Origin of the sequence: Streptomyces virginiae (genome assembly GCF_040638905.1) — a bacterium.
In the GTDB taxonomy this organism is placed as follows: Bacteria; Actinomycetota; Actinomycetes; order Streptomycetales; family Streptomycetaceae; genus Streptomyces; species Streptomyces virginiae_B.
In genome coordinates this window covers 362,308-382,574 of sequence record NZ_JBEZYV010000004.1, presented here as the reverse complement: position 1 = coordinate 382,574, position 20,267 = coordinate 362,308, and the positions used below count along the sequence as shown (strand labels likewise).

Here is a 20,267-nt window from a genome sequence, read left to right as displayed (position 1 = left end):
CATCGCGAAGCGACGCGAGGAACGAGCGCCCTTGACGGGCCGGCCCGACACGGAGAGACGATGGGACTGACGGGAAACCCCCAGGACATCCCTGACACCGCTCCAGCGGCTCCCGACCTCCCGCAGCCTCCCCTCGCCCTTCCCTCTCGGCCCGAGCGTCCCCCGCCCCCGCGAAGCCCCCGCGCCTCTCCGTCCCCGCCCGCGCGGAACCCGATCCCCCGAAGCCCCGCCTCCCCGGCCCCGCCCCCGCGTCCCCCGCCCACCGGAGCCCCCGGCCTGGGAGGGGTCCGGGCCCCGTCAGAGGTATTCGCGGGCGAACTCGACCGCCCACTCGATCGCCGCCACCGGGACGCTGGCCGCCGCCGGGTCGATGGTCAGGCGGGCGCCCTCCCAGCCCTGGCCGTGCTCGCGGAAGATCGCGAAGTGCCCTTCCTCCAGTGTTCCTTCCGGCCTGACCAGGAACTCGATCGCCCGGTCGTCGCCATCCGTGCCGACCGTGGTGATCGCCATGTCACCGACTACGAACTCCACTGCCCCGCGCTCCTTGGTTGCCGTCGTTCAGGCATCACTCGCCCTGGTTCAGGACCCCAGCCTCTCCCGCGGGCCCCGCGCCCGCATGAGTGCGCGTACTCAGCCCGGGTACTCAGTCACCTTCCCCCCACGTTCCACCCAAGGTGACGAGGGCAACACGCACCCCGGCGCGCAGGTCGGCCTCACCCATTTCCGTAGGTCGGACGACGGCCGCGCCCCGGATTCCAAGGGAAGAGCGCACACCCACCCGCCCATCGCGCCAAACGGGATAAATCGGCCTTGGAGTCTCTCCCGAAAAGGCAGGTCGAGCCCGCACCCGGCCCCGTAAGCTCCCGTCATGCAGGTGATCCAGTCAACGAAACTCGCCAATGTCTGCTACGAGATCCGCGGCCCCGTGCTCGAAGAGGCGATGCGGCTCGAAGCAGCAGGTCATCGCATCCTCAAGCTCAACACGGGCAACCCCGCGGCCTTCGGCTTCGAGTGCCCGCCGGAGATCCTCGAGGACATGCTCCGCAACCTGGGCTCCGCCCACGGCTACGGCGACGCGAAGGGCCTGCTGTCCGCGCGCCGTGCGGTCATGCAGCACTACCAGACCAAGGGCATCGACCTGGACGTCGAGGACATCTACCTCGGCAACGGCGTCTCCGAGCTGATCACGATGTCGATGCAGGCGCTGCTCGACGACGGCGACGAGGTCCTGGTCCCCGCACCGGACTACCCGCTGTGGACGGCGTCCGTCTCCCTCGCCGGCGGTACGGCCGTGCACTACCGCTGCGACGAGCAGGCCGACTGGATGCCGGACCTCGCCGACATCGAGCGCAGGGTGACCGACCGCACCAAGGCGATCGTGATCATCAACCCGAACAACCCGACGGGCGCCGTCTACGACGAGGAGATGCTGCGCGGGCTGACGGACATCGCGCGCCGCCACAACCTGGTCGTCTGCTCGGACGAGATCTACGACCGGATCCTGTACGACGGCACCAAGCACTTCAACACGGCCGCCATCGCCCCGGACGTCCTGACGCTGACCTTCAACGGCCTGTCCAAGAACTACCGGGTCGCCGGCTACCGGGCCGGCTGGATGGCCGTGTGCGGCCCGAAGAAGCACGCCACCGACTACATCGAGGGCCTGACGATCCTCGCGAACATGCGCCTGTGCGCGAACATGCCCTCGCAGCACGCGGTGGCCACCGCGCTCGGCGGCCGGCAGTCCATCGAGGACCTGGTGCTGCCCGGCGGGCGGATCCTGGAGCAGCGCAACGTCGCCTACGACCTGCTCACCCAGATCCCGGGCGTGACCTGCGTGAAGCCGAAGGGTGCGCTGTACGCCTTCCCCAGGCTGGACCCGGCGGTCTACAAGATCAAGGACGACCGGCAGATGGTCCTGGACCTGCTGCGGGCCGAGAAGATCATGGTCGTGCACGGTACGGGCTTCAACTGGCCCGAGCCCGACCACTTCCGGATCGTCACCCTGCCCAACGCCAAGGACCTCGCGGACGCCGTGACCCGGATCGGGAACTTCCTGGACGGCTACAGCCAGGTCTGATCCCGGCCAGAAGCGACCACACCGGCCAACATCAGGATCCAGCTCAACTTTAGAACCAATCCAATGTAGGATGGTCTCCTGACCACGCAGGAGGCCTCCTCATGTACGAGCCGATCCGCACGAAGCCGGTCGTCCAGCGCATGGGCGGCACCACGGTCGACTACCCCCACAGCAGCCGCGCCGAAGCGCTGGACATCCAGCTCGCCGGCCACCTCGCGGCCCTGCTCGCCGTCACCGACGAGCTCGGGCTCGACGAGGCCGCCGAGTCGATCGCCGCCCAGATCGCTCGGCTGCGCGGGTCCCTGCCCACGCGGGCACCCCGGCGGCCCGTGGGGGACGCCGCCGCGCTGCACCGGCGCGCGCACGACCTCGCCGCCCGTGCTCTCCTCGTCGCCGCGTCCCGCGCCGACACCACCGTCGCGATCCTCACCGCCGAGCGCATGGACGCGCATGCCGCCGCCCTGGAGTCCCTGGACCTGGCCGACGCCCTCTAGACGGCCCCGGTCCGGGGCCGCGGAGGCTCCGGACCGGGTGCCATGACCGCCGGACGGCCCTCCGGGGCCCACCCTGCCGCACGCCCCGCCGCACGCCCCACGGCCAACGAATTGGACAGATCCCCGCGCTCCGAACACGATGTTGGCTGAAACATCGCGGCAGCACGGGGGAGGCCGCTCATATGGTCCATCTCCTCCACTCCGCTTCGTCCCCGATCGAGCACCCTGGAGAGATACGCCAATGAGCTTCGGCGATCCGAACAACCCCTACGGCCAGCAGCCCCCGCAGGGCCAGCCCGGCTACGGGCAGCAGGCCCCGCAGGGCGTCCCCCCGCAGTACGGCTACCCGCAGCAGCCGGCGCCGGGCGCGGCCCCGCAGTACGGCTACCCGCAGCAGACCCCGCCGCAGGCGAACTACGGCGCGTACCCGCCTCCGGGCATGCCCGGCATGCCCTCCGGGATGCCGCCGCTGGCCCACTGGGGTCTGCGCTTCGGCGCGTACCTGCTCGACATGCTGATCATCGCCGGCCCGATGTACGCGCTGATCGGCCTCGGTTCGGCGTTCGCCGGCGACGAGGCGGGCGACACGATCGCCGGCGTGCTGAGCCTCGTCGGCATGCTGTACGCCTTCGGCATGGCCATCTTCCAGCTCTACAAGGAAGGCACCACCGGCCAGACGCAGGGCAAGAAGATCGTCGGCATCAGCCTGCACCGCGAGGCCGACGGCGCGACGCTCGGCTTCGGCATGGCCTTCGTCCGCAAGCTGGCGCACTTCCTGGACAGCATGGCCTGCTACCTCGGCTGGCTCTGGCCGCTGTGGGACGCCAAGAAGCAGACCTTCGCCGACAAGGTGTGCAGCACCGTCGTCGTCAAGGTGAACTGAACCGCGACGCCTGAGCGGGCATCAGCCTCACCCGCCCCACCCGCTACGGAACCCCGGGTGCCGGGGTCGCCGGCGTGAACTCCGCGCCGGCGACCCCGCACCAGGGCACCGTCGCCACCGGCCACACCGGGCCGACCGCCTCCGCGTACTCGGTCGCACCCGGGGCCACACCCGGGATCCTCACCAGCGCCTGCGCCGCGCGCCCTCCCGGGTCCGCTTCGGCGCGGTCGCGGAACTCCACCGTCACGACGTAGGCGCCGGCGCCCCCGGCCCGCCCCGTCGCCTCGACCGCGGCCGCCACCCGCCGGCTGGCCGGATCGACACGGCAGCCGGTGACCCGTACGTCCTCCACCGCCGCCCGCGGCGGCGCCTCCTGCGGTTCACCGCCGCTCGCCCACACGTACAGGCCCAGCGGGGCGAACACCAGCAGCCCGGCGATCGTCACCAGGCCGACCAGCCAACCCTGCCACTTCAACGCGCTCACGCCCATGCCCCCGATCCTCCCGGGCGGCCGCCCCGCCCACCAGCACCCGCGAACTCACACAGCATTTCGAAGTGGGACCGCCTGGACACCTGACGTTCACCCAAGAGGGCGCGGAATGTGGGTTTCCGTGAGCACGCTGCACCCGTGAGACGCATCCTAGGAATCGTCCTGGGCCTCCTCCTGATCGGTGGCGTGCTCTACGTCGTCGCACTGCAGGGGCAGGGTCACCCAGAATCCACGGCAACGAAGACCGTGCGTGGCGTCATCGGTTCGGAGAAGTCCGAATTCTTCCGCGACCCGGACGTCGTCAAGGCCCTTGCCGCCAAGGGCTACATCGTGAAGACGGAGACCTCGGGCTCCTGGGCGATGGACCAACTCGCCCTCGAGGAATTCGACTTCGCCTTCCCCGGCAGCAGTGAACCCGCCAAGGAGGTCGCGGCGGCCGCCGGGCTCAAGGGAGCCCAGGAAACCAAGCCCTTCTACTCCCCGCTCGTCGTGGTCGCCCGCCCGAACGCGGCCCGGGTGCTGGCCGCCAACGGCCTCGCCACCATGACCGGCAAGAACTCCGGGACCCTGCTGATGGGCCCCTTCCTCAAGGCCGCCGCCGAGGACCGCACCTGGCAGCAGCTGCCCGGCTCCTCCGCCCACGCCGAACTGACCGGCACGGTGTTCGTCAAGACCACCGATCCGGCCTCCTCCAACTCCGGCGCGCTCTTCCTCGCCGCCACCTCCAACGTCGCGAACGGCAACAGCGTCGTCGCCGACGACGCCGGCATCGAGCGCACCGCGCCCCTGATGCGCAAGCTGATCTCCGTCCAGGGCGCCCTGGAGACGAGCACGGACGACCCCTTCCGGGCCTTCATCAGCGGCAGCGGCGAACCGCTGATCCTGGTGTACGAGTCCCAGGTCGCCTCGCTGTTGCTGCAGAAGCAGGACCCCGGCGAGATGGTGGTGCTCTACCCGGACACCACCGTGAACACGGCGCACACCTTTGTCCCGCTTGGCGACGACGCGAAGGAGCTGGGCAGGCTCCTCACCACCGATCCGAAGCTTCGGGAGCTGGCCGTGCTCCGCGGGTTCCGCCCGCAGGACGGGGTGGCCGAGTTCACGGCCGCGACCGCCCCGCACGCCGACCACCTCAACCCGGGGCTGAGCGGGATCCGCCAGGTCGGCACACCCACCGTCAAGATCCTCATGGCGCTCGCCCAGCGCGCCAAGGGCTAGGGCCAAGGGGGTGTCTTGTCGATCAGACCGGATCAGGGAGCGGCGGCTGGTGCCGTGGATCGCAAGGCGGACGAGGGAGGCGACGCGGAGCGTCGTCGAGTGAGGACAACGCGGCGAGGCGCGGTGCCGGCCGCCGCGAGCCCGGCATGATCGGCAAGACACCCCCTAGGGACACACCATGACACTGACACCTCCCGAGGACGCCCCGTTCGTCCTCAGCGCTCCCGAGCCCGTCGCCCCCGTCCGCAAGGAGCAGGCCACCGGCCTGGTACCGCTCCAGGACGGCGTCCGCGACGAGATGGCCCGCCGGGCCGGGGAGTACGTCGGCTCGCTCGCCGGGATCGACGCCCGCTCCCCCGAGTTCGCGCAGCGCATCGGCGAGATCACCGCGCTCGGCTCGGCCGACATCCGCACCGCAGCCCAGCAGTCCAACCGGATGCTGGAGCGGGCCGTGCGCTCCCTCGGCTCCGACGGCGGGGGCGACGCCCAGGCGCGCGTCGCCGGCTCCCTCGTAGAACTGCGGCGCACCGTGGAGGACCTCGACCCCCGGGACACGCCCGCCAAGGGCGCCCGCAAGCTGCTCGCGAAGCTGCCGGGCGGCAACAGGTTCCGCGACCACGTGGCGAAGTACGCCTCCTCGCAGGCCACCTTGAACCGGATCGTGGGGGCGCTGCGCAGCGGGCAGGACGAGCTGCGGCGCGACAACGCGGCCCTGCACACCGAACGCTCCCGGCTGTGGGAGACGATGGGCAAGCTGCAGGAGTACGCCGTCCTGACCGAAGCCCTGGACACCGCCGTCGGGCAGCGCGTCGCCGAGGCCGAGCACACCGATCCGCAAGGAGCCGGCGCGCTGCGCGCGGACGTGCTCTTCCCGGTCCGCCAGAAGCACCAGGACCTGCTGACGCAGCTGGCCGTCTGCGCCCAGGGCTACCTGGCGATGGACGTGGTCCGGCGCAACAACGACGAGCTGATCAAGGGTGTCGACCGGGCGGCGACCACCACCGTCTCGGCGCTGCGCATCGCGGTGATGCTGGCCTCCGCACTGGACAGCCAGCGCAAGGTGATCGAGCAGGTCAACGCCCTGAAGGGGACCACCGAGGACCTGATCCGGGGGAACGCGGACATGCTGTCGACACAGAGCGGAGAGATCCAGCGGATCGCGGCAGATCCGGCGGTGGGCGCGCAGACGCTGCGGACGGCCTTCGCGCAGATCTACAAGACGCTGGACGCGATCGACACCTTCAAGGTGCAGGCCACCGAGAACATGGCCGCGACGGTGGAGTCCCTCGCCGGTGAGCTGCAGAACGCGTCGGCGTACCTGGCGCGGACGCGGACGGCCGGCGCGCTCGAAGGCGGTGCCCTGTGAGCGGGCGCGCCGGCCGCGCCTGGATCGCCGGTGTGGTCCTCGCCTCGCTCGTCGGCGCGAGCGGCTGTACCTCCGGCGGCGAGGCCGAACCGGGGCGGACGGCGTACAAGGAGGGCACCCTGCGGGTGCTGGCCTCCAGTGAGCTCGCGGACATGGAACCGGTGCTCCAGCAGGCCCGGAAGGCGACCGGGGTCACGGTGGAACTCACCTGGTCCGGGACGCTGGACGCCGCCGAGCAGGTCGCCTCCGGGCAGGCCGACGGCAAGTACGACGCGATCTGGCTGTCCTCCAACGACTACCTGCGGCTGCGGCCCGAGGCCGCCGGGAAGCTCTCCAGCGAGACCCCGGTGATGTCCTCGCCCGTCGCCCTCGGCGTGAAGCCGGAGGCGCTGGCCCGGCTCGGCTGGAAGCCCGGTGAGGTCACCTGGCCGGCGGTGCACGAGGCCGTCGCCGCGGGGAAGCTGACGTACGGGATGACCGACCCGGTGCGCTCCAACTCCGGTTTCTCCGCGCTGGTCTCGGTGGCGTCGGGGCTGTCGGGGGCGCAGGCGGCGTTGAGCGACGCGGACGTGAAGGCGGCCACACCCCGGCTGAAGGAGTTCTTCGCGGGGCAGAAGCTGACGTCGGGCTCCTCGGGGTGGCTGGTGGCCGCGTACGGCAAGCGCGGGGACGTGGACGCGCTGGTGAACTACGAGTCGGTGCTGCTGTCCATGAACCGTGACGCGAAGGGCGGCGGGGCGCCGCTGACGGTCGTCCGGCCGCGGGACGGTGTGGTGACGGCCCACTACCCGCTGACGCTGCTGACGTCGGCCCCGGCCGGGGCCCGCGATGCGGGGCGGGCGCTGACGGACTACCTGCGCGGCGCCGAGGCGCAGCAGGCGATCACCGGGCAGACCTTCCGCCGCCCGGTGGCGGCGGGGGTGGCCCCGGCGGCCGGGCTGGACCAGGAGAAGCGGCGCGAGCTGCCTTTCCCGGGGTCGCGTGTCGTCGCCGACGGGCTGCTGGCCTCGTACGAGAACGAGCTGCGCAGGCCGTCGCGGACGGTGTACGTGCTGGACACCTCGGGGTCGATGAGCGAGGAGGACCGCATCGGGCGCCTGAGGTCGGCGCTGACCGATCTGACGGGCAGCGGCAGTTCGGGTACGGGGCGGCGCTTCCGGGACCGCGAGGAGGTCACGCTGCTGCCCTTCGGGTCGAAGGTGAAGGGGGTGAACACGCACGTGGTGGAGCCGGGCAATCCGGGGCCTGCCCTGGACGCGATCCGCCGGAACGTGAAGGCGCTGGAGCCGGAGGGCGGTACGGCGATCTACGGCAGCCTGGAGGCGGCGTACCAGCAGCTGGGCAAGGGCGGCGCGGACGCCTTCACCTCGATCGTGCTGATGACGGACGGCGAGAACACCGAGGGCGTCGGGGCCAAGCACTTCGAATCCTTCTACGCGGGGCTGCCCGAGGCGCAGAGGCGGACGCCGGTGTTCGCGGTGCTGTTCGGCGACTCGGACCGCAAGGAGCTCACCCGCATCACCGAACTGACCGGCGGGCGGCTCTTCGACGCCACCGGCACGGGGGTCCCCCCAGCGGTGGCTGGGGGCGGTTCGCTGGCCGGAGCCTTCGAGGAGATCCGTGGCTACCAGTAGGGCGACCGGGGCCTTGCAGTACCTGGAGTCGAAGAAGAACCTGGCCGGCTCCGCCTGCGGCGTGGCCGGCCTGGCCCTCACCCTCGCGGGGGTGGCCGGTGCGTACTGGCCGGTGGTGGTCGCCGGGCTGTACGGGGCGGGCGCGCTGATCGCCCCGCCGGAGCGGACGGCACCGCCGCCGTTCGATCCGCGGGAGGAACTGGGCGTGCTGCGCGAGGACTTCGGGCGGCTGCGGGAGTACGTGGCCGAGGTGGAGGTGCCGTCGGGGGCCGGGGAGGCGCTCGCGGAACTGCTGGAGCTGTACGGGGCGCTGCTGGAGCCGGGGTGGGTGGCCGATGTGCTGGTCACCGATCCGGAGGCGGTGCACGCGGTGTCCCGGGCGGTGCGGCAGGACGTGCCGGAGAGCGTGGACGCGTACAACCGGACCCGTTGGTGGAGCCGGATGGCGCCGGGCGGAGAGTCGCCGGAGCGGCACCTGGAGCGGCAGCTGGCGCTCCTGGACGAGGAGGCGCGACGCGTAACGGCGGGCCTCCACGAGGTGGAGGCCCGCCGTCAGCAGACGCACACGACCTACCTGGAGGAGCGCGGACGCTCCTGACAGGGCGGGTCGGTGCTGCGGTGGGCGCCGCTTGGTCGGGGGCTCCCACAGCGGTGGGACGCCGCTTGGTCGGGGGCTCCCACGTTCATCGGCCCTTCTTCAGGGCGTGTCCTGGCTCAGCCCAGGCGCTCCACGAGTGCGTGGTACTGCTCCCACAGCTCCTTGGGAGTGTGGTCGCCGTAGGTGTTGAGGTGCTCGGGGACCAGGGCGGCCTCTTCGCGCCAGACCTCCTTGTCGACGGTGAGGAGGAAGTCGAGGTCCTCGGCCGGGAGGTCGAGGCCGTCGAGGTCGAGGGACTCCTTGGTCGGCAGGATGCCGATGGGGGTCTCGACGCCCTCGGCGGTGCCGTCGAGGCGGCCGACGATCCACTTCAGGACGCGGCTGTTCTCGCCGAAGCCGGGCCACACGAACTTGCCCGCGTCGTTCTTGCGGAACCAGTTGACGTAGTAGATCTTCGGGAGCTTGGCCTGGTCCTTGTCGGCGGCGACCTTCACCCAGTGGGCCATGTAGTCGCCCATGTTGTAGCCGCAGAACGGCAGCATGGCGAAGGGGTCGCGGCGCAGCTCGCCGACCTTGCCCTCGGCGGCGGCGGTCTTCTCGGAGGCGATGTTCGAGCCGATGAAGACGCCGTGGTTCCAGTCGAAGGACTCGGTGACCAGCGGGACGGCGGAGGCGCGGCGGCCGCCGAAGAGGATCGCGGAGATCGGGACGCCCTTGGGGTCCTCCCACTCGGGGGCGATCGTCGGGCACTGGGAGGCCGGGACGGCGAAGCGGGCGTTGGGGTGGGCGGCGGGGGTCTCCGAAGCCGGAGTCCAGTCGTTGCCCTTCCAGTCGACGAGGTGCGCGGGCGCCTCTTCGGTCATGCCCTCCCACCACACGTCGCCGTCGTCGGTGAGCGCCACGTTGGTGAAGACGGTGTTGGCGTACATGGTCTTCATGGCGTTGGCGTTGGTGTGCTCGCCGGTGCCGGGGGCGACGCCGAAGAAGCCGGCCTCGGGGTTGATCGCGTAGAGGCGGCCGTCCTCGCCGAAGCGCATCCAGGCGATGTCGTCGCCGATGGTCTCGACCGTCCAGCCGGGGATCGTGGGCTCCAGCATGGCGAGGTTGGTCTTGCCGCAGGCGGACGGGAAGGCGGCGGCGACGTACTTCGTCTCGCCCTCGCCGGCCGGCGGGGTGAGCTTGAGGATCAGCATGTGCTCGGCGAGCCAGCCCTCGTCGCGGGCCATGACGGACGCGATGCGCAGGGCGTAGCACTTCTTGCCGAGCAGGGCGTTGCCGCCGTAACCGGATCCGAAGGACCAGATCTCGCGGGTCTCGGGGAAGTGCGAGATGTACTTGGTGGTGTTGCAGGGCCACGGGACGTCGGCCTGGCCCTCGGCGAGCGGAGCGCCGAGGGTGTGGACGGCCTTGACGAAGAACCCGTCGGTGCCGAGCTCGTCGAGGACGGGCTTGCCCATGCGGGTCATGGTGCGCATGGCGACGGCGACGTAGGCGGAGTCGGTGATCTCGACGCCGATCGCGGAGAGCTCGGAGCCGAGGGGGCCCATGCAGAACGGGACGACGTACATCGTCCGGCCCTTCATGGAGCCGCGGAAGATGCCCTTCTCACCGGCGAAGATCTCCTTCATCTCGGAAGGAGCCTTCCAGTGGTTCGTGGGGCCGGCGTCCTGCTCCTTCTCGGAGCAGATGAAGGTCCGGTCTTCGACGCGCGCGACGTCGGAGGGGTCGGAGGCGGCGTAGTAGGAGTTCGGGCGCTTCGTCTCGTCGAGCTTCTTGAACGTTCCCTTGGCGACGAGCTCCTCGCACAGGCGCTCGTACTCGCCCTCGGAGCCGTCGCACCAGACGACGCGGTCCGGCTGGGTGAGGGCTGCGATCTCGTCCACCCAGGAGATCAGCTCCTGGTGAGTCGTCGGGATGGTGGGAGCCGCGTTGTCGCGCGCCACGATTGCTCCTTGTTGAGGGGTTTGTTTGGTGTAGGCCCCGTGGGGGCTGCGACCCGGACGCTTCGCGCTCCGCTCATCCGGTGTCGACCGCACTCATCTGATCATCCGGTGGATGTGCGCATATGTCCAGAGGGCCTCTCACGTGAGCATTGCCACGTCCGTCAATCTTCCGTAAAGAGGATGAGCGGAAACCTACGGACCCGTAGGTAGCATGGCGCGCATGACTTCTGACGCCGCCGCCGTCCCCGCCGCCGAGGCCGCAGCGACCTCCGAGGCCGCAGCGACCCGCGAGGCCTCCCCGGTCGTCGAGGCCGCGGAGGCCGTCGAGTCCGCCATCGAGGCCAAGCCCCTGCTGCGCGGCTGGCTCCATCTCGGAATGTTCCCCGCCGTGATCGTCGCGGGCCTGGCACTGATGGCCTTCACCGACTCGACCCGGGCCCGCGTCGCCTGCGGGGTCTACATCCTCACCGCCTGCCTCCTCTTCGGCGTCAGCGCGGTCTACCACCGCGGGACCTGGGGCCCGCGCGGCGAAGCCGTCCTGCGACGGCTCGACCACGCCAACATCTTCCTGATCATCGCGGGCACCTACACCCCGCTGACCGTCCTGCTGCTCCCGCCCTCCACCGGCCGGACCCTGCTGTGGGCGGTGTGGATCGCGGCGGCCGCGGGCATCGCCTTCCGCGTCTTCTGGGTCGGCGCCCCGCGCTGGCTCTACACCCCCTGCTACATCGCCATGGGCTGGGCGGCCGTCTTCTTCCTGCCCGACTTCATGCGCACCGGCGGCGTCGCCGTCCTGGTCCTCGTGATCGTCGGCGGTCTCCTCTACAGCGCCGGCGGGGTCATCTACGGCATGAAGCGGCCCAACCCCTCCCCCCGCTTCTTCGGCTTCCACGAGGTCTTCCACTCCCTGACCCTCGCGGCCTTCGTCGCCCACTACGTCGGCATCTCGCTCGCCGCGTACCAGCACTGAGCCCCACCAGGAGGGGCCCGGCCGCACCCTCGCGGCCGGGCCCCTCCTGCGATGCGTTCAGCAGGCCAACCCGTCACCGTCGGGGTCGAGCCGCAGCGGATCGCTGCGGTTGACCTTCAGGCGCCCGGGGTACTTTGGCGGCACTCCCGTCCCTTCAGGGACGAACCGCACCCAACTGCTCCGCCAGCTCCACCGGGTCCGTAGTAGGCCGCGCGCAGACGAAATGTCGACACACGTACGCCGCCGGAAGGTCACGCACGAGCGTGCGCTCGGCCAGAAGCGGGAACTCCCCCTCGCCACCCTCGCCACCCTCCGCGGAAGGCGGCAGCCCGACCGCGACCACCGCACCGGGGGCCGTCCCCAGCAACGCCGCCCGGTGCAGCGCCGCACGCGCCGGATCCTCCGGATGACCGACGACCGCCACCTCACGCGGCCCGTCCAGCAGCGCCTCGGCCACCGCCAGCCCGTGCCCGATGAAGCGCGGCACGCGCGGACCGAGCGCGTGCACCACCCCGAGCGCCCGCTCCGCCGCCGTACGGTGCGCATCGGAACCCGTGTGCGCGGCGTACGACAGCAACGCGCCCGCGGCGGCCGTCCACCCCGACGGCGCCGCCGTGTCGGTCGGATCCTGCGGCCTGCGGATCAGCTTCTCCGCGTCGTGCGCCGTGTCGTAAAGCGACCCGTCCTCGGCGGTGAACCGGTCCAGGACCAGGTCCGCGAGGAAACCGGCGAACTCCAGCCAGACCCCCTCACCTGTCACCGCGGCCAGGACCAGAAACCCCTCCGCGACGTCGCCGTAGTCCTCCAGCACCCCGGCGTTGGCCCCCACGTGACCGTCCTTGCTGGTCCGTGCGAGCCGGGGGGCCCGGCCGACGGCCGCGTCGAAGTGCACCCGCACCAGCAGATCGGCGGCCTCGGTCGCCCGCTCCACCAGGTCGGGCCGCTCGAAGTACGCCCCGCACTCGGCCAGCGCGGCAATGGCCAGGCCGTTCCACGCGGCGACGACCTTGTCGTCCCGCCCGGGCGCGGGCCGCTCCGCCCGCGCGGCCAGCAGCCGCGCCTTGATCCCGGCGATCCGCTCGGCCTCCACCGCCGGCCCGTCCTGCGGCAACTGGAGCACGGACTTGCCGTGCTCGAAGGTCCCCTCCTCCGTCACCCCGAAGTACCCGGCCGCGAGCGCCCCGTCGTCCTCCCCCAGCACCTCCCGCAGCTGGGCGGGCGTCCAGGCGTAGTACGCGCCCTCCACGTGCTCGCCGGTCGCCGGATCCTCGCTGTCGGCGTCGAGGGCGGAGGCGAAGCCGCCCTGACCGGTCCGCAGCTCCCGCACCATGAAGTCGGCGGTCTCCAGCGCGACCCGCCGCGCGAGCTCGGAACCGGTGGACCGCCACAGGTGGGCGTAGACCCGGCAGAGCAGGGCGTTGTCGTAGAGCATCTTCTCGAAGTGCGGCACCACCCACTCCCGGTCCACGGAGTACCGCGCGAACCCGCCGGCGAGCTGGTCGTAGATCCCGCCGCGCGCCATCGCCTCGCAGGTGTCGGCGGCCATCTGCAGCGCGCCCTCGGACCCGGTGCGGGCGTGGTGGCGCAGCAGGAACTCCAGCACCATGGACGGCGGGAACTTCGGCGCCCCGCCGAACCCGCCGCGCGTGGCGTCGTACTCGCGCGTCAGCCCGAGCAGCGCCCGCGCGAGCTCCTCGGGGCCCGGGGTCCCGGCCCTCCCGTAGTCCAGCTGCCGGCCGGCCAGGTCCCGCGTGATGTTCTGCGCGACCTCGGCGACCTCCGCGCGCCGCCCCACCCAGGCGGCCCGCACGCCTTCGAGGACCTGCATGAAGGAGGGCATCCCGTGCCGCGGCTCGGGCGGGAAGTAGGTCCCGAAGTAGAACGGCTCGGCGTCGGCGGTGAGGAAGACCGTCATGGGCCACCCGCCCTGCCCGGTGGCGGCCTGCACGGCCTCCATGTAGACGGCGTCGACATCGGGCCGCTCCTCGCGGTCCACCTTGATGTTGACGAAGTGTTCGTTCATGTAGGCGGCGGCCAGTTCGTCTTGGAAACTCTCGTCCGCCATGACATGGCACCAGTGACAAGAGCTATACCCAACGCTTAGCAGTACGGGTACGCCCCGCTCGCGCGCCTCGGTGAAGGCCTCGGGCGACCACGGCCACCAGTCGACGGGGTTGTCCGCATGCTGGAGCAGGTACGGCGAGGTCTCGTTCGCAAGGCGATTCGGCATGGCCCCATCCTGCCGCACCACCCCGTGTACGGCTCGTGACCTGGCCATCAGGCCCCCGGTTCGGCGGGAACCAGCCGATCCGCCCACTTCCGCGCGCCGTCGGGTTACGGCCTGAGTACGGGGGCAAGGTCCTTCAGCCAGGCGTCGCGGGTCGTGGTCCAGGTGTGGGGGCACGGGGTGCGGGGCGGGGTGGCCAGGCCCGGGTGGTGGGTGGGGGCGGCGCCGTAGGTGGCGCAGCGGTGGGATTCTGCGCGGGCGGGATCGGGGGCGTGTTCGTCTTCGGGGTCCGGTTCAGGATGGGCGGCGGCGGCCAGGTCGTAGGCGCGGGCCGCGGCCAGGAGGGTCTGTTCGCCGTCGGGGCGGCCGTCGCGCAACAGCATCAGCTGGGCGAAGCGGTCGGCGGCGTCCTCTTCGGTGCGGTCGTCGGGTACGGGGAGGCCGAGCGTGTCGATGAGGGCGTGGCCCGCTTCGTGGTAGAGGGTTTCGCGGGCCACGGCGGCGACGGGGTCGTCCGCCGGAGTGTCGCCGGCTTGCTCGAACAGTTCGCGGTCCTCGGTGAGGTCGTCGTAGCAGAGTTCGATGCGTCGGGTGTCGGGGTCGTAGCCGCTGCCTTCGCCCTCGCAGGAGCGGGTGGTGACCTCGATGCGGTGGGGGAGGTCGAGGTAGGTGTTGAGGTCGGCGGTGACGGTCTGCGTGATGCGGTGCCGCTCCAGGAGGGTGGCGGTCTCGCGGTCGGCGGGGGCGGGTTCTTCGCGATGTGGGACGAAACCCCTTGTCGGTGGCGCCTGTTGGCAGGAGCCGAGGGATGCGCTCAGGAGCAGTGCGGCGCAGAGGGCTGCGGCGGCGGGGATCTTGTGCGTCGTCATGGAGCTTTGTCCTTGGGGGAGTTGGGTTTTTCGACCCGACTGTATGGACGAGTGACCGCTTCCCTCTGAACTAGCTCAGATTTCCTCGCGAACGGGAGTGTCCCGCAGGACACTTGTGGCACGTTGCCGGAGCTCTCTGAGGGGGATGCCGATGCGGGACAGCCATCGCGGTGAGGCCGAGCGCCTGTTGGAGCGGGCTGTGGACGAGGCGGTCCGGCGGGGGGCCGGCCCGGCGGATGCCGCGGGCGGGGCGGTGGACGGGGCGGCGCTGCTGGCGCGCGGCAGGGAGGCCCTGGACGCGCTCGCCGCGAGTGCGGCGCCCGAGTACGAGGCGTACGTGCGGGCGCTGGACGAGGCCGCGGCCGGGGAGCAGTCGCTGGGTGAGGCGTTCCGGCGGGGCGACACATCGACGGCGGTGCTGGTGACGGCGGTCGCGGCGGTGGCCGCCGTCGGGGCGGACCTGTCGCTGGGCGTCGCGGCGGGTACGGCGCTGACGGCGGGTGCGGTCGTGGGGATCGCCGGTGCGGTGGCGACGGTGGCGAAGGTGACGGCCCTGCACGTGCCGGCCGCGAACCGGCGGGCGGGGGAGGTGGGGCGGCCCGGCGGGGCGGAGCAGCTGAGGCTGCAGTGGTTGTCGGCGCTGGAGGTGCGCGGGATACGTCCGTTCCTGGAGCAGCAGCGTGCGGTCGCGGCGGCGGCGCGGGCGCCCCGGCCGGTGGCGGTGTCGCCGGTGCGGGCGGCCGGGGATCTGCGCAGGGTGGACCGCAGTGCGGAGGCGAGGCGGCGCAGTGCGCTGGAGCACTCCTTCGGGCAGTTGCCGGACGTGGCGGATCGATTCGCGGGCCGCCGGTCGGAGTTGGCGCGGATCGCGCAGTGGGTGCAGGCGGCCCGGGCGAGTACGGAGACCCGTCCGGTGGTCGTGGTGCTGTACGGGGAGCCGGGGGTGGGGCGGACGGCGCTGGCGCTGCGGGCGGCGCACGCGTTGCGGGACCAGTTCCGGGGTGCGTGCGTGGTGGACATGCGGGGTGGTTCGCCGAGTGGTGAGCCCGGCGAGGCGCCGCTGTCGACGCGGGAGGCGCTGCTGCACCTGATGAACCGGTTGGGTGCGCCGCGCGAGCAGTTGTTGTTCCGGGAGGGCGCGTCGGCGGAGCAGCAGGTGCGGCGGCTGGGTGAGCTGTACCACCAGCACCTGCGGGGGTTGCCGGTGACGGTTCTCCTCGATGACGCGGTGGATGCGGCGCAGGTGCGGATGCTGGTGCCGGAGCGTTCGGAGAGCCTGGTGCTGGTGACGGCGCGGGAGCCGTTGGAGTTGCCCGGGGATCTGGCGGCGTGGGTCCACCAGCTGCCGGTGGGGCGGCTCGACGGGGACGAGGCGGCGGAGCTGGTACGGGCGGTGGCGCCGGAGGCGGCGGCCGGGGAAAGAGCCGCCGACGGCGTGGCTTCGGTGGTGGCGGTGGGTGGTGGGCTGCCGCTCGCGTTGCGGATGCTGGCTCCGCTGGTTCAGGGCGGCGCCGTTGCCGCCGCTGACGGGGCTGTAGGGGCCGAAGGGGCTGCAGGCGGGGCGGACGGGGTGCATCCGGTGGAGGCAGCCCTGCGGGCCGCGGATGCCCGCCTGGCGGAGCCCGCCCGGCTGCTGTTGCGGCGGTTGCCGCTGGCGGGGCGGGCTTCGCTGGGCGGTGCGGCCGCGGCCGCGCTGGCCGGCGTACCGGAGCAGGCGGCGCTGCGTACGTTGGAGGAGTTGTGGGAGGCGGGTCTGATCGAGCGGGTCCGGGGTCAGCGGTTCCGGATGCATGACGCGGTGCGGGCGTACGCGGCGGCCCGGCTGGCGGCGGACGAGGACCGGGCGCAGGTCGTGGCGGCGCACGAGCGCTTGATCCGCGACTACGCGCAGCTCGCGGACTCGGTGATCCGGATGGTCGACGGGAAGATGTCGACGCGGGCGAACCAGTTCGGGGGGCACGGCTTCGTTTCGCTGGACGCCGCGCTGCGGTGGCTGGACGACGAGTCGAGCTTCATCACGGCGGCGCTGCGGCATTCGGAGGGGGTGGATCAGCAGGCGGTGCTGGACCTGCTGGGGGCGTTGTGCGATTTCTGTCTGCTGCGGGGTGACCTGTACCGGCTGGGTGAGATCGACGAGCTGACGCAGGCGGTGGCGGCGGGCGGGCAGGAGCAGGCGGTGCAGCAGGGTCGGCTGGTGCGGTCGGTGCAGTGGCGTACGGGTATCGCGGCGCGGCAGCTGGGTGAGCTGGACAAGGCCCGTACGACGCTGACGTCGGTGGTGGACCAGTACATGGAGGCCCGTCAGGAGGCGGGGGCGGCGATGGCGCTGGTCTCGCTCGGGATCACGCTGCACCACCAGGGGAATCTGCCGGAGGCCGCGGTGCGGATCCGGGAGGCGCTGGTGCTGCAGGAGCCGGCGGAGCTGGCGGGTGACCGGGCGTGGGGTCTGCACGCGCTGGCGGCGGTGGAGCGGGACATGGCGCATCTGGCGGAGGCGACGCGGCTGCTGGAGACCTCGCTGGCGCTGCACCGGGAGAGCGAGAGCGTGCACGGGGAGGCGTGGGCGCACTTCCAGCTGGGGCAGGTGCACCTGCGGTACGGCGAGGTGGAGCAGGCGGAGAAGGAGCTGGACCTGGCGCTGCAGCTGTACGGGCGGACGCGGGACGACCGTGGTGAGGCGTGGGCGCTGACGCAGCTGGGCCGGGCGCGGGTGGTGGACGGGGATCCGGGGCCGGCGGTGGAGCGGCTGCGGGAGGCCCTGTCCCGGCACCGGGAGGCGGAGGACGCGCGCGGTGAGGCGTGGACGCAGTACTACCTGGGGCAGGCGCTGGAGGTGGGCGGCGAGCGGGACCGGGCGGTGCGGGAGCTGGAGCGGGCGCGGACGATGTTCTCGCGGATGCGGGACGTGTACGGGCTGGCGCACGCCCGGCACCATTCGGGCCGGGTGACGCGGGACCAGCGGGCGGCGCAGACGGGGAACCTGAAGAACTCGGGCTTCGCCCGGCAGCTGCTGGTGGACGCGCGGGCGGATTTCCAGCGGATCGGGCTGGCGCACGGTGAGGCGTGGACGTGTCTGGAGCTGGCGGTGGTCGACGCGGGCAACGGGCGGTTGTCGCAGGCGCTCGGGCTGTGCGAGGAGGCGGTCCGCTTGTTCATCTCGTACGGGGACCGGCGTGGGGAGGACTGGGCGCGCTTCCTGCGGTGCACGCTGCTGCCGTACGGGGGGCTGGCGGGGCCGGGGGTGCCGGAGGAGGCGCGGGCGGAGCTGGCGCGGCTCGTGGAGGCGCCGCATCCGGCGCGTGACGGCCGGCTGGAGGACTGCCTGGAGACGTACGGGGTGATCCTGGGCCGGGGCGTGGACCCGGCCGAGGGCTGGCAGGCGTGGCGCCTGGGCCTGGTCCCGAACCTGCACTCGCGGGAGGTCATGGGCGTGCCGCGGGCGTGAGCCGCCTGCCCGGGGGCGGCAGCCTCCCCGGCGGCTTCGCCCCGCGGGACCGGGCGCCCGCGCCGTGCGGCCGGTCCGCGCGAAGCCGCCGCCCCACCGGGCCGGGGCGGGCGGGCCCGTCGGGGTTGCCCGGCTGCCACCTGGAGCGCGGCCTTGGGCGTGCCCGCGGAGAGGTGCCCGGGCTCGGCGCGCGCTGCGCGGGGGCGGGCAGTGCGGGCCCGGCAGGATCCGAAAGGCGCGCGCTAGCTGGTCGGCTTCGGCGTGGGGGCGGTGGGGGCGGCCGGGTCCGGGGCTTCCTCGAAGTCCACCCGGCCCATGTGCCGGTTCATGGACTTCATCAGGGCCCACACGCCGACTGCGAGGGCCGCGAACACGATGAAGCCCAGGATTCCGGGGGTCACCTTGTTCTTGTCGAAGGTGTCACCCGCCAGGGGAAGGAGCTGGGTCAGTGCTGCCTGCGTAGCGCTCATGGCTATGCATTCTCCCGGATGCCCGCGAAGAGGTCGGACTCGGGGAGGGAGGTGTCGACGAGCGACTTCGCCAGCTCGTACTCCTCGGTGGGCCAGACCTCCTTCTGGACCTCCATGGGGACGCGGAACCAGCCGCCGTCCGGGTCGATCTGCGTGGCGTGCGCGATGAGCGCCTTGTCACGGATCTCGAAGTAGTCCGCGCAGGGGACGTGGGTGGTCAGGGTCCGCTCCTTGCGCTCGAACTCCTTCCACCGCTCCAGCCACTCGCCGTAGGGGGATTCCAGGCCGCGCGCGAGCATCGCCTCGTGCAGGGCGATGGTGCGCGGCTTGTTGAAGCCCTGGTTGTAGTAGAGCTTCTGCGGCTGGTGGGCGGGGCCGTACTCGGCCTCGGGGTACTTCTCGGTGTCGGCCGCGCCGTCGAAGGCCACCATCGAGATCCTGTGGGTCATGATGTGGTCGGGGTGCGGGTAGCCGCCGTTCTCGTCGTACGTGGTGATGACCTGCGGCTTGAACGCGCGGATCTTCTTGACCAGCTCGCCGGCGGCCTCGTCGACGTCCGCGAGGGCGAAGCAGCCGTCGGGGAGCGGGGGCAGCGGGTCGCCCTCGGGGAGGCCGGAGTCGACGTAGCCGAGCCATTCCTGCTCGACACCGAGGATCTGGCGGGCTTCCTCCATCTCCTTGGCGCGGACCTCGTGGATGTTCTCCTCGATGTACTTGTCGCCCTGGAGCTTGGGGTTCAGTACGGAGCCCCGCTCGCCGCCCGTGCAGGTGACGACCATCACGGGGACCCCCTCGGACACGTACTTGGCCATGGTGGCCGCGCCCTTGCTCGACTCGTCGTCGGGGTGGGCGTGGACGGCCATCAGTCGAAGCTGCTCGGTCAAAACAGGATCCTCTGCGATTCGGCGCGACACTCGGCTTCTATAGTGACCGAACTGGGGGACGGAAAATTCCAGGGGTGACCCGGTGACCCGCCCTCCCCAGCGAGAGGAAAAGATCATGACCGCGGTACGCGAGGGACTGCCCGAGGGCCGGTACGGCCGGTCGGCGGACGAGCGTACGGATCGCAAGCTCAAGGTCGTCGGGGCGGCGCTGGGTGCCGTGCTGCTGGGCGTGATCGGCTGGATCGGCTGGGACTACGTCGCCGGGCGGAGCGTGAGCGCCGAAGTGATCAAGTTCCAGGTGATTTCGGACACCGAGGTGCAGGTGCACCTGGAGGTCCGCAAGGACGCGTCGGTCACCGGCGTCTGCACCATGGTCTCGCAGGACGAGCAGCACGCCGAGGTGGGCCGCGGCGACTTCACCTTCGCCCAGTCCGCGTCGCGGGTCGACGAGGTCGTCTCGCTGAAGACCACCGGCCGCGCCACCATGATCGAGCTGGTCGGCTGCCAGCCCGCGGCTTCCGCCGGCTGAGGCGCGGCGCCGGCTCGGCCGCCCCGCCGGGCGAGGGTGTTCCGCCGGCTGGGCATCCCCCGCCGCGCCACCGCCACGGGGCTTCGGAGGGTGGCCCACGGGGCAATGGACCTCTGGGGTCCTCCCCCTTTTCTTCCCGAATTGTTAGGCTCGTGGTTTCGTCCGCC

General features: G+C 71.9%; 17 protein-coding genes. 10 read left to right on the top strand and 7 right to left on the bottom strand.

What is annotated here, in order from left to right; all coding sequences use genetic code 11:
* Positions 1 to 297 precede the first annotated feature (297 nt).
* Positions 298 to 531: a hypothetical protein gene (locus tag AB0F82_RS09660; RefSeq protein ID WP_030665735.1), complete on the bottom strand. Its 234-nt coding sequence runs from the start codon at positions 529 to 531 to the stop codon at positions 298 to 300.
* Positions 532 to 868: 337 nt separating this feature from the next.
* Between AB0F82_RS09660 and AB0F82_RS09655 the strand changes: the two genes are divergently transcribed.
* From AB0F82_RS09655 to AB0F82_RS09645, 3 genes are all read left to right on the top strand, one after another.
* A complete protein-coding gene (locus AB0F82_RS09655; protein ID WP_356813023.1) occupies positions 869 to 2,080 on the top strand; it encodes a pyridoxal phosphate-dependent aminotransferase in 1,212 nt (403 codons plus the stop codon).
* A gap of 101 nt (positions 2,081 to 2,181) precedes the next feature.
* Entirely contained in the window at positions 2,182 to 2,574 is a 393-nt protein-coding gene (locus AB0F82_RS09650) for a hypothetical protein (RefSeq protein WP_356813024.1), read from the top strand.
* Between the two features lie 241 nt (positions 2,575 to 2,815).
* A complete protein-coding gene (locus tag AB0F82_RS09645; protein ID WP_356813025.1) occupies positions 2,816 to 3,457 on the top strand; it encodes an RDD family protein in 642 nt (213 codons plus the stop codon).
* A gap of 43 nt (positions 3,458 to 3,500) precedes the next feature.
* On the opposite strand, the gene AB0F82_RS09640 is transcribed toward AB0F82_RS09645, so the two are convergent.
* Entirely contained in the window at positions 3,501 to 3,947 is a 447-nt protein-coding gene (locus AB0F82_RS09640) for a hypothetical protein (protein ID WP_362625320.1), read from the bottom strand.
* A gap of 138 nt (positions 3,948 to 4,085) precedes the next feature.
* Between AB0F82_RS09640 and AB0F82_RS09635 the strand changes: the two genes are divergently transcribed.
* The 4 genes from AB0F82_RS09635 to AB0F82_RS09620 all read left to right on the top strand — a co-directional run bounded on the left by AB0F82_RS09635 (position 4,086) and on the right by AB0F82_RS09620 (position 8,763).
* A complete protein-coding gene (locus tag AB0F82_RS09635) occupies positions 4,086 to 5,165 on the top strand; it encodes a substrate-binding domain-containing protein (protein ID WP_362625318.1) in 1,080 nt (359 codons plus the stop codon).
* A gap of 178 nt (positions 5,166 to 5,343) precedes the next feature.
* The gene (locus AB0F82_RS09630; protein ID WP_362625316.1) at positions 5,344 to 6,531 is read left to right on the top strand and encodes a toxic anion resistance protein; all 1,188 of its coding nucleotides are present in this window, start codon (positions 5,344 to 5,346) and stop codon (positions 6,529 to 6,531) included.
* Positions 6,528 to 8,165, top strand: a complete 1,638-nt coding sequence (locus tag AB0F82_RS09625) for a substrate-binding and vWA domain-containing protein (RefSeq protein ID WP_362625314.1) — start codon at positions 6,528 to 6,530, stop codon at positions 8,163 to 8,165. The genes AB0F82_RS09630 and AB0F82_RS09625 overlap by 4 nt, the downstream gene beginning before the upstream one ends.
* Positions 8,152 to 8,763 carry a hypothetical protein gene (locus AB0F82_RS09620; protein ID WP_356813030.1) on the top strand — a complete coding sequence of 204 codons (612 nt, stop codon included), beginning with the start codon at positions 8,152 to 8,154 and terminating at the stop codon, positions 8,761 to 8,763. The genes AB0F82_RS09625 and AB0F82_RS09620 overlap by 14 nt, the downstream gene beginning before the upstream one ends.
* Before the next feature lie 116 nt (positions 8,764 to 8,879).
* Here AB0F82_RS09620 and AB0F82_RS09615 read toward each other — a convergent pair whose 3' ends face one another.
* On the bottom strand, positions 8,880 to 10,706 hold the full coding sequence (locus AB0F82_RS09615) for a phosphoenolpyruvate carboxykinase (GTP) (RefSeq protein WP_362625312.1): 1,827 nt from the start codon (positions 10,704 to 10,706) through the stop codon (positions 8,880 to 8,882).
* A 220-nt stretch (positions 10,707 to 10,926) separates the two neighbouring features.
* Here AB0F82_RS09615 and trhA point away from each other — a divergent pair, with 220 nt between their 5' ends.
* The gene (trhA, locus tag AB0F82_RS09610; RefSeq protein WP_362625310.1) at positions 10,927 to 11,676 is read left to right on the top strand and encodes a PAQR family membrane homeostasis protein TrhA; all 750 of its coding nucleotides are present in this window, start codon (positions 10,927 to 10,929) and stop codon (positions 11,674 to 11,676) included.
* 154 nt (positions 11,677 to 11,830) lie between these two features.
* Here the strand turns inward: trhA and AB0F82_RS09605 are convergent, their stop codons facing one another.
* Positions 11,831 to 13,906: a thioredoxin domain-containing protein gene (locus AB0F82_RS09605; RefSeq protein WP_362625308.1), complete on the bottom strand. Its 2,076-nt coding sequence runs from the start codon at positions 13,904 to 13,906 to the stop codon at positions 11,831 to 11,833.
* Between the two features lie 104 nt (positions 13,907 to 14,010).
* Positions 14,011 to 14,772 carry a DUF4344 domain-containing metallopeptidase gene (locus tag AB0F82_RS09600; protein ID WP_362625306.1) on the bottom strand — a complete coding sequence of 254 codons (762 nt, stop codon included), beginning with the start codon at positions 14,770 to 14,772 and terminating at the stop codon, positions 14,011 to 14,013.
* Positions 14,773 to 14,923: 151 nt separating this feature from the next.
* On the opposite strand from AB0F82_RS09600, the gene AB0F82_RS09595 reads away from it, so the two are divergent.
* Entirely contained in the window at positions 14,924 to 18,217 is a 3,294-nt protein-coding gene (locus tag AB0F82_RS09595) for a tetratricopeptide repeat protein (RefSeq protein WP_362625304.1), read from the top strand.
* A 242-nt stretch (positions 18,218 to 18,459) separates the two neighbouring features.
* Here AB0F82_RS09595 and AB0F82_RS09590 read toward each other — a convergent pair whose 3' ends face one another.
* Together AB0F82_RS09590 and mca are read right to left on the bottom strand one after the other, a co-directional pair.
* A complete protein-coding gene (locus tag AB0F82_RS09590; RefSeq protein WP_356813037.1) occupies positions 18,460 to 18,687 on the bottom strand; it encodes a hypothetical protein in 228 nt (75 codons plus the stop codon).
* Positions 18,688 to 18,689: 2 nt separating this feature from the next.
* Positions 18,690 to 19,571: a mycothiol conjugate amidase Mca gene (gene mca, locus AB0F82_RS09585; RefSeq protein ID WP_356813038.1), complete on the bottom strand. Its 882-nt coding sequence runs from the start codon at positions 19,569 to 19,571 to the stop codon at positions 18,690 to 18,692.
* Positions 19,572 to 19,686: 115 nt separating this feature from the next.
* Here mca and AB0F82_RS09580 point away from each other — a divergent pair, with 115 nt between their 5' ends.
* Entirely contained in the window at positions 19,687 to 20,100 is a 414-nt protein-coding gene (locus tag AB0F82_RS09580; RefSeq protein ID WP_362625301.1) for a DUF4307 domain-containing protein, read from the top strand.
* Positions 20,101 to 20,267 lie beyond the last annotated feature (167 nt).

Excerpts from the sequence above, each read along its gene's own strand:
- AB0F82_RS09645 (WP_356813025.1), top strand. The coding sequence starts at position 2,816 with ATGAGCTTCGGCGATCCGAACAACCCCTACGGCCAGCAGCCCCCGCAG.
- AB0F82_RS09595 (WP_362625304.1), top strand. The coding sequence starts at position 14,924 with ATGCGGGACAGCCATCGCGGTGAGGCCGAGCGCCTGTTGGAGCGGGCT.
- trhA (WP_362625310.1), top strand. The coding sequence starts at position 10,927 with ATGACTTCTGACGCCGCCGCCGTCCCCGCCGCCGAGGCCGCAGCGACC.
- AB0F82_RS09655 (WP_356813023.1), top strand. The coding sequence starts at position 869 with ATGCAGGTGATCCAGTCAACGAAACTCGCCAATGTCTGCTACGAGATC.
- AB0F82_RS09600 (WP_362625306.1), bottom strand. The coding sequence starts at position 14,772 with ATGACGACGCACAAGATCCCCGCCGCCGCAGCCCTCTGCGCCGCACTG.
- AB0F82_RS09605 (WP_362625308.1), bottom strand. The coding sequence starts at position 13,906 with ATGCCGAATCGCCTTGCGAACGAGACCTCGCCGTACCTGCTCCAGCAT.
- AB0F82_RS09630 (WP_362625316.1), top strand. The coding sequence starts at position 5,344 with ATGACACTGACACCTCCCGAGGACGCCCCGTTCGTCCTCAGCGCTCCC.
- AB0F82_RS09590 (WP_356813037.1), bottom strand. The coding sequence starts at position 18,687 with ATGAGCGCTACGCAGGCAGCACTGACCCAGCTCCTTCCCCTGGCGGGT.
- AB0F82_RS09650 (WP_356813024.1), top strand. The coding sequence starts at position 2,182 with ATGTACGAGCCGATCCGCACGAAGCCGGTCGTCCAGCGCATGGGCGGC.
- AB0F82_RS09640 (WP_362625320.1), bottom strand. The coding sequence starts at position 3,947 with ATGGGCGTGAGCGCGTTGAAGTGGCAGGGTTGGCTGGTCGGCCTGGTG.
- AB0F82_RS09580 (WP_362625301.1), top strand. The coding sequence starts at position 19,687 with ATGACCGCGGTACGCGAGGGACTGCCCGAGGGCCGGTACGGCCGGTCG.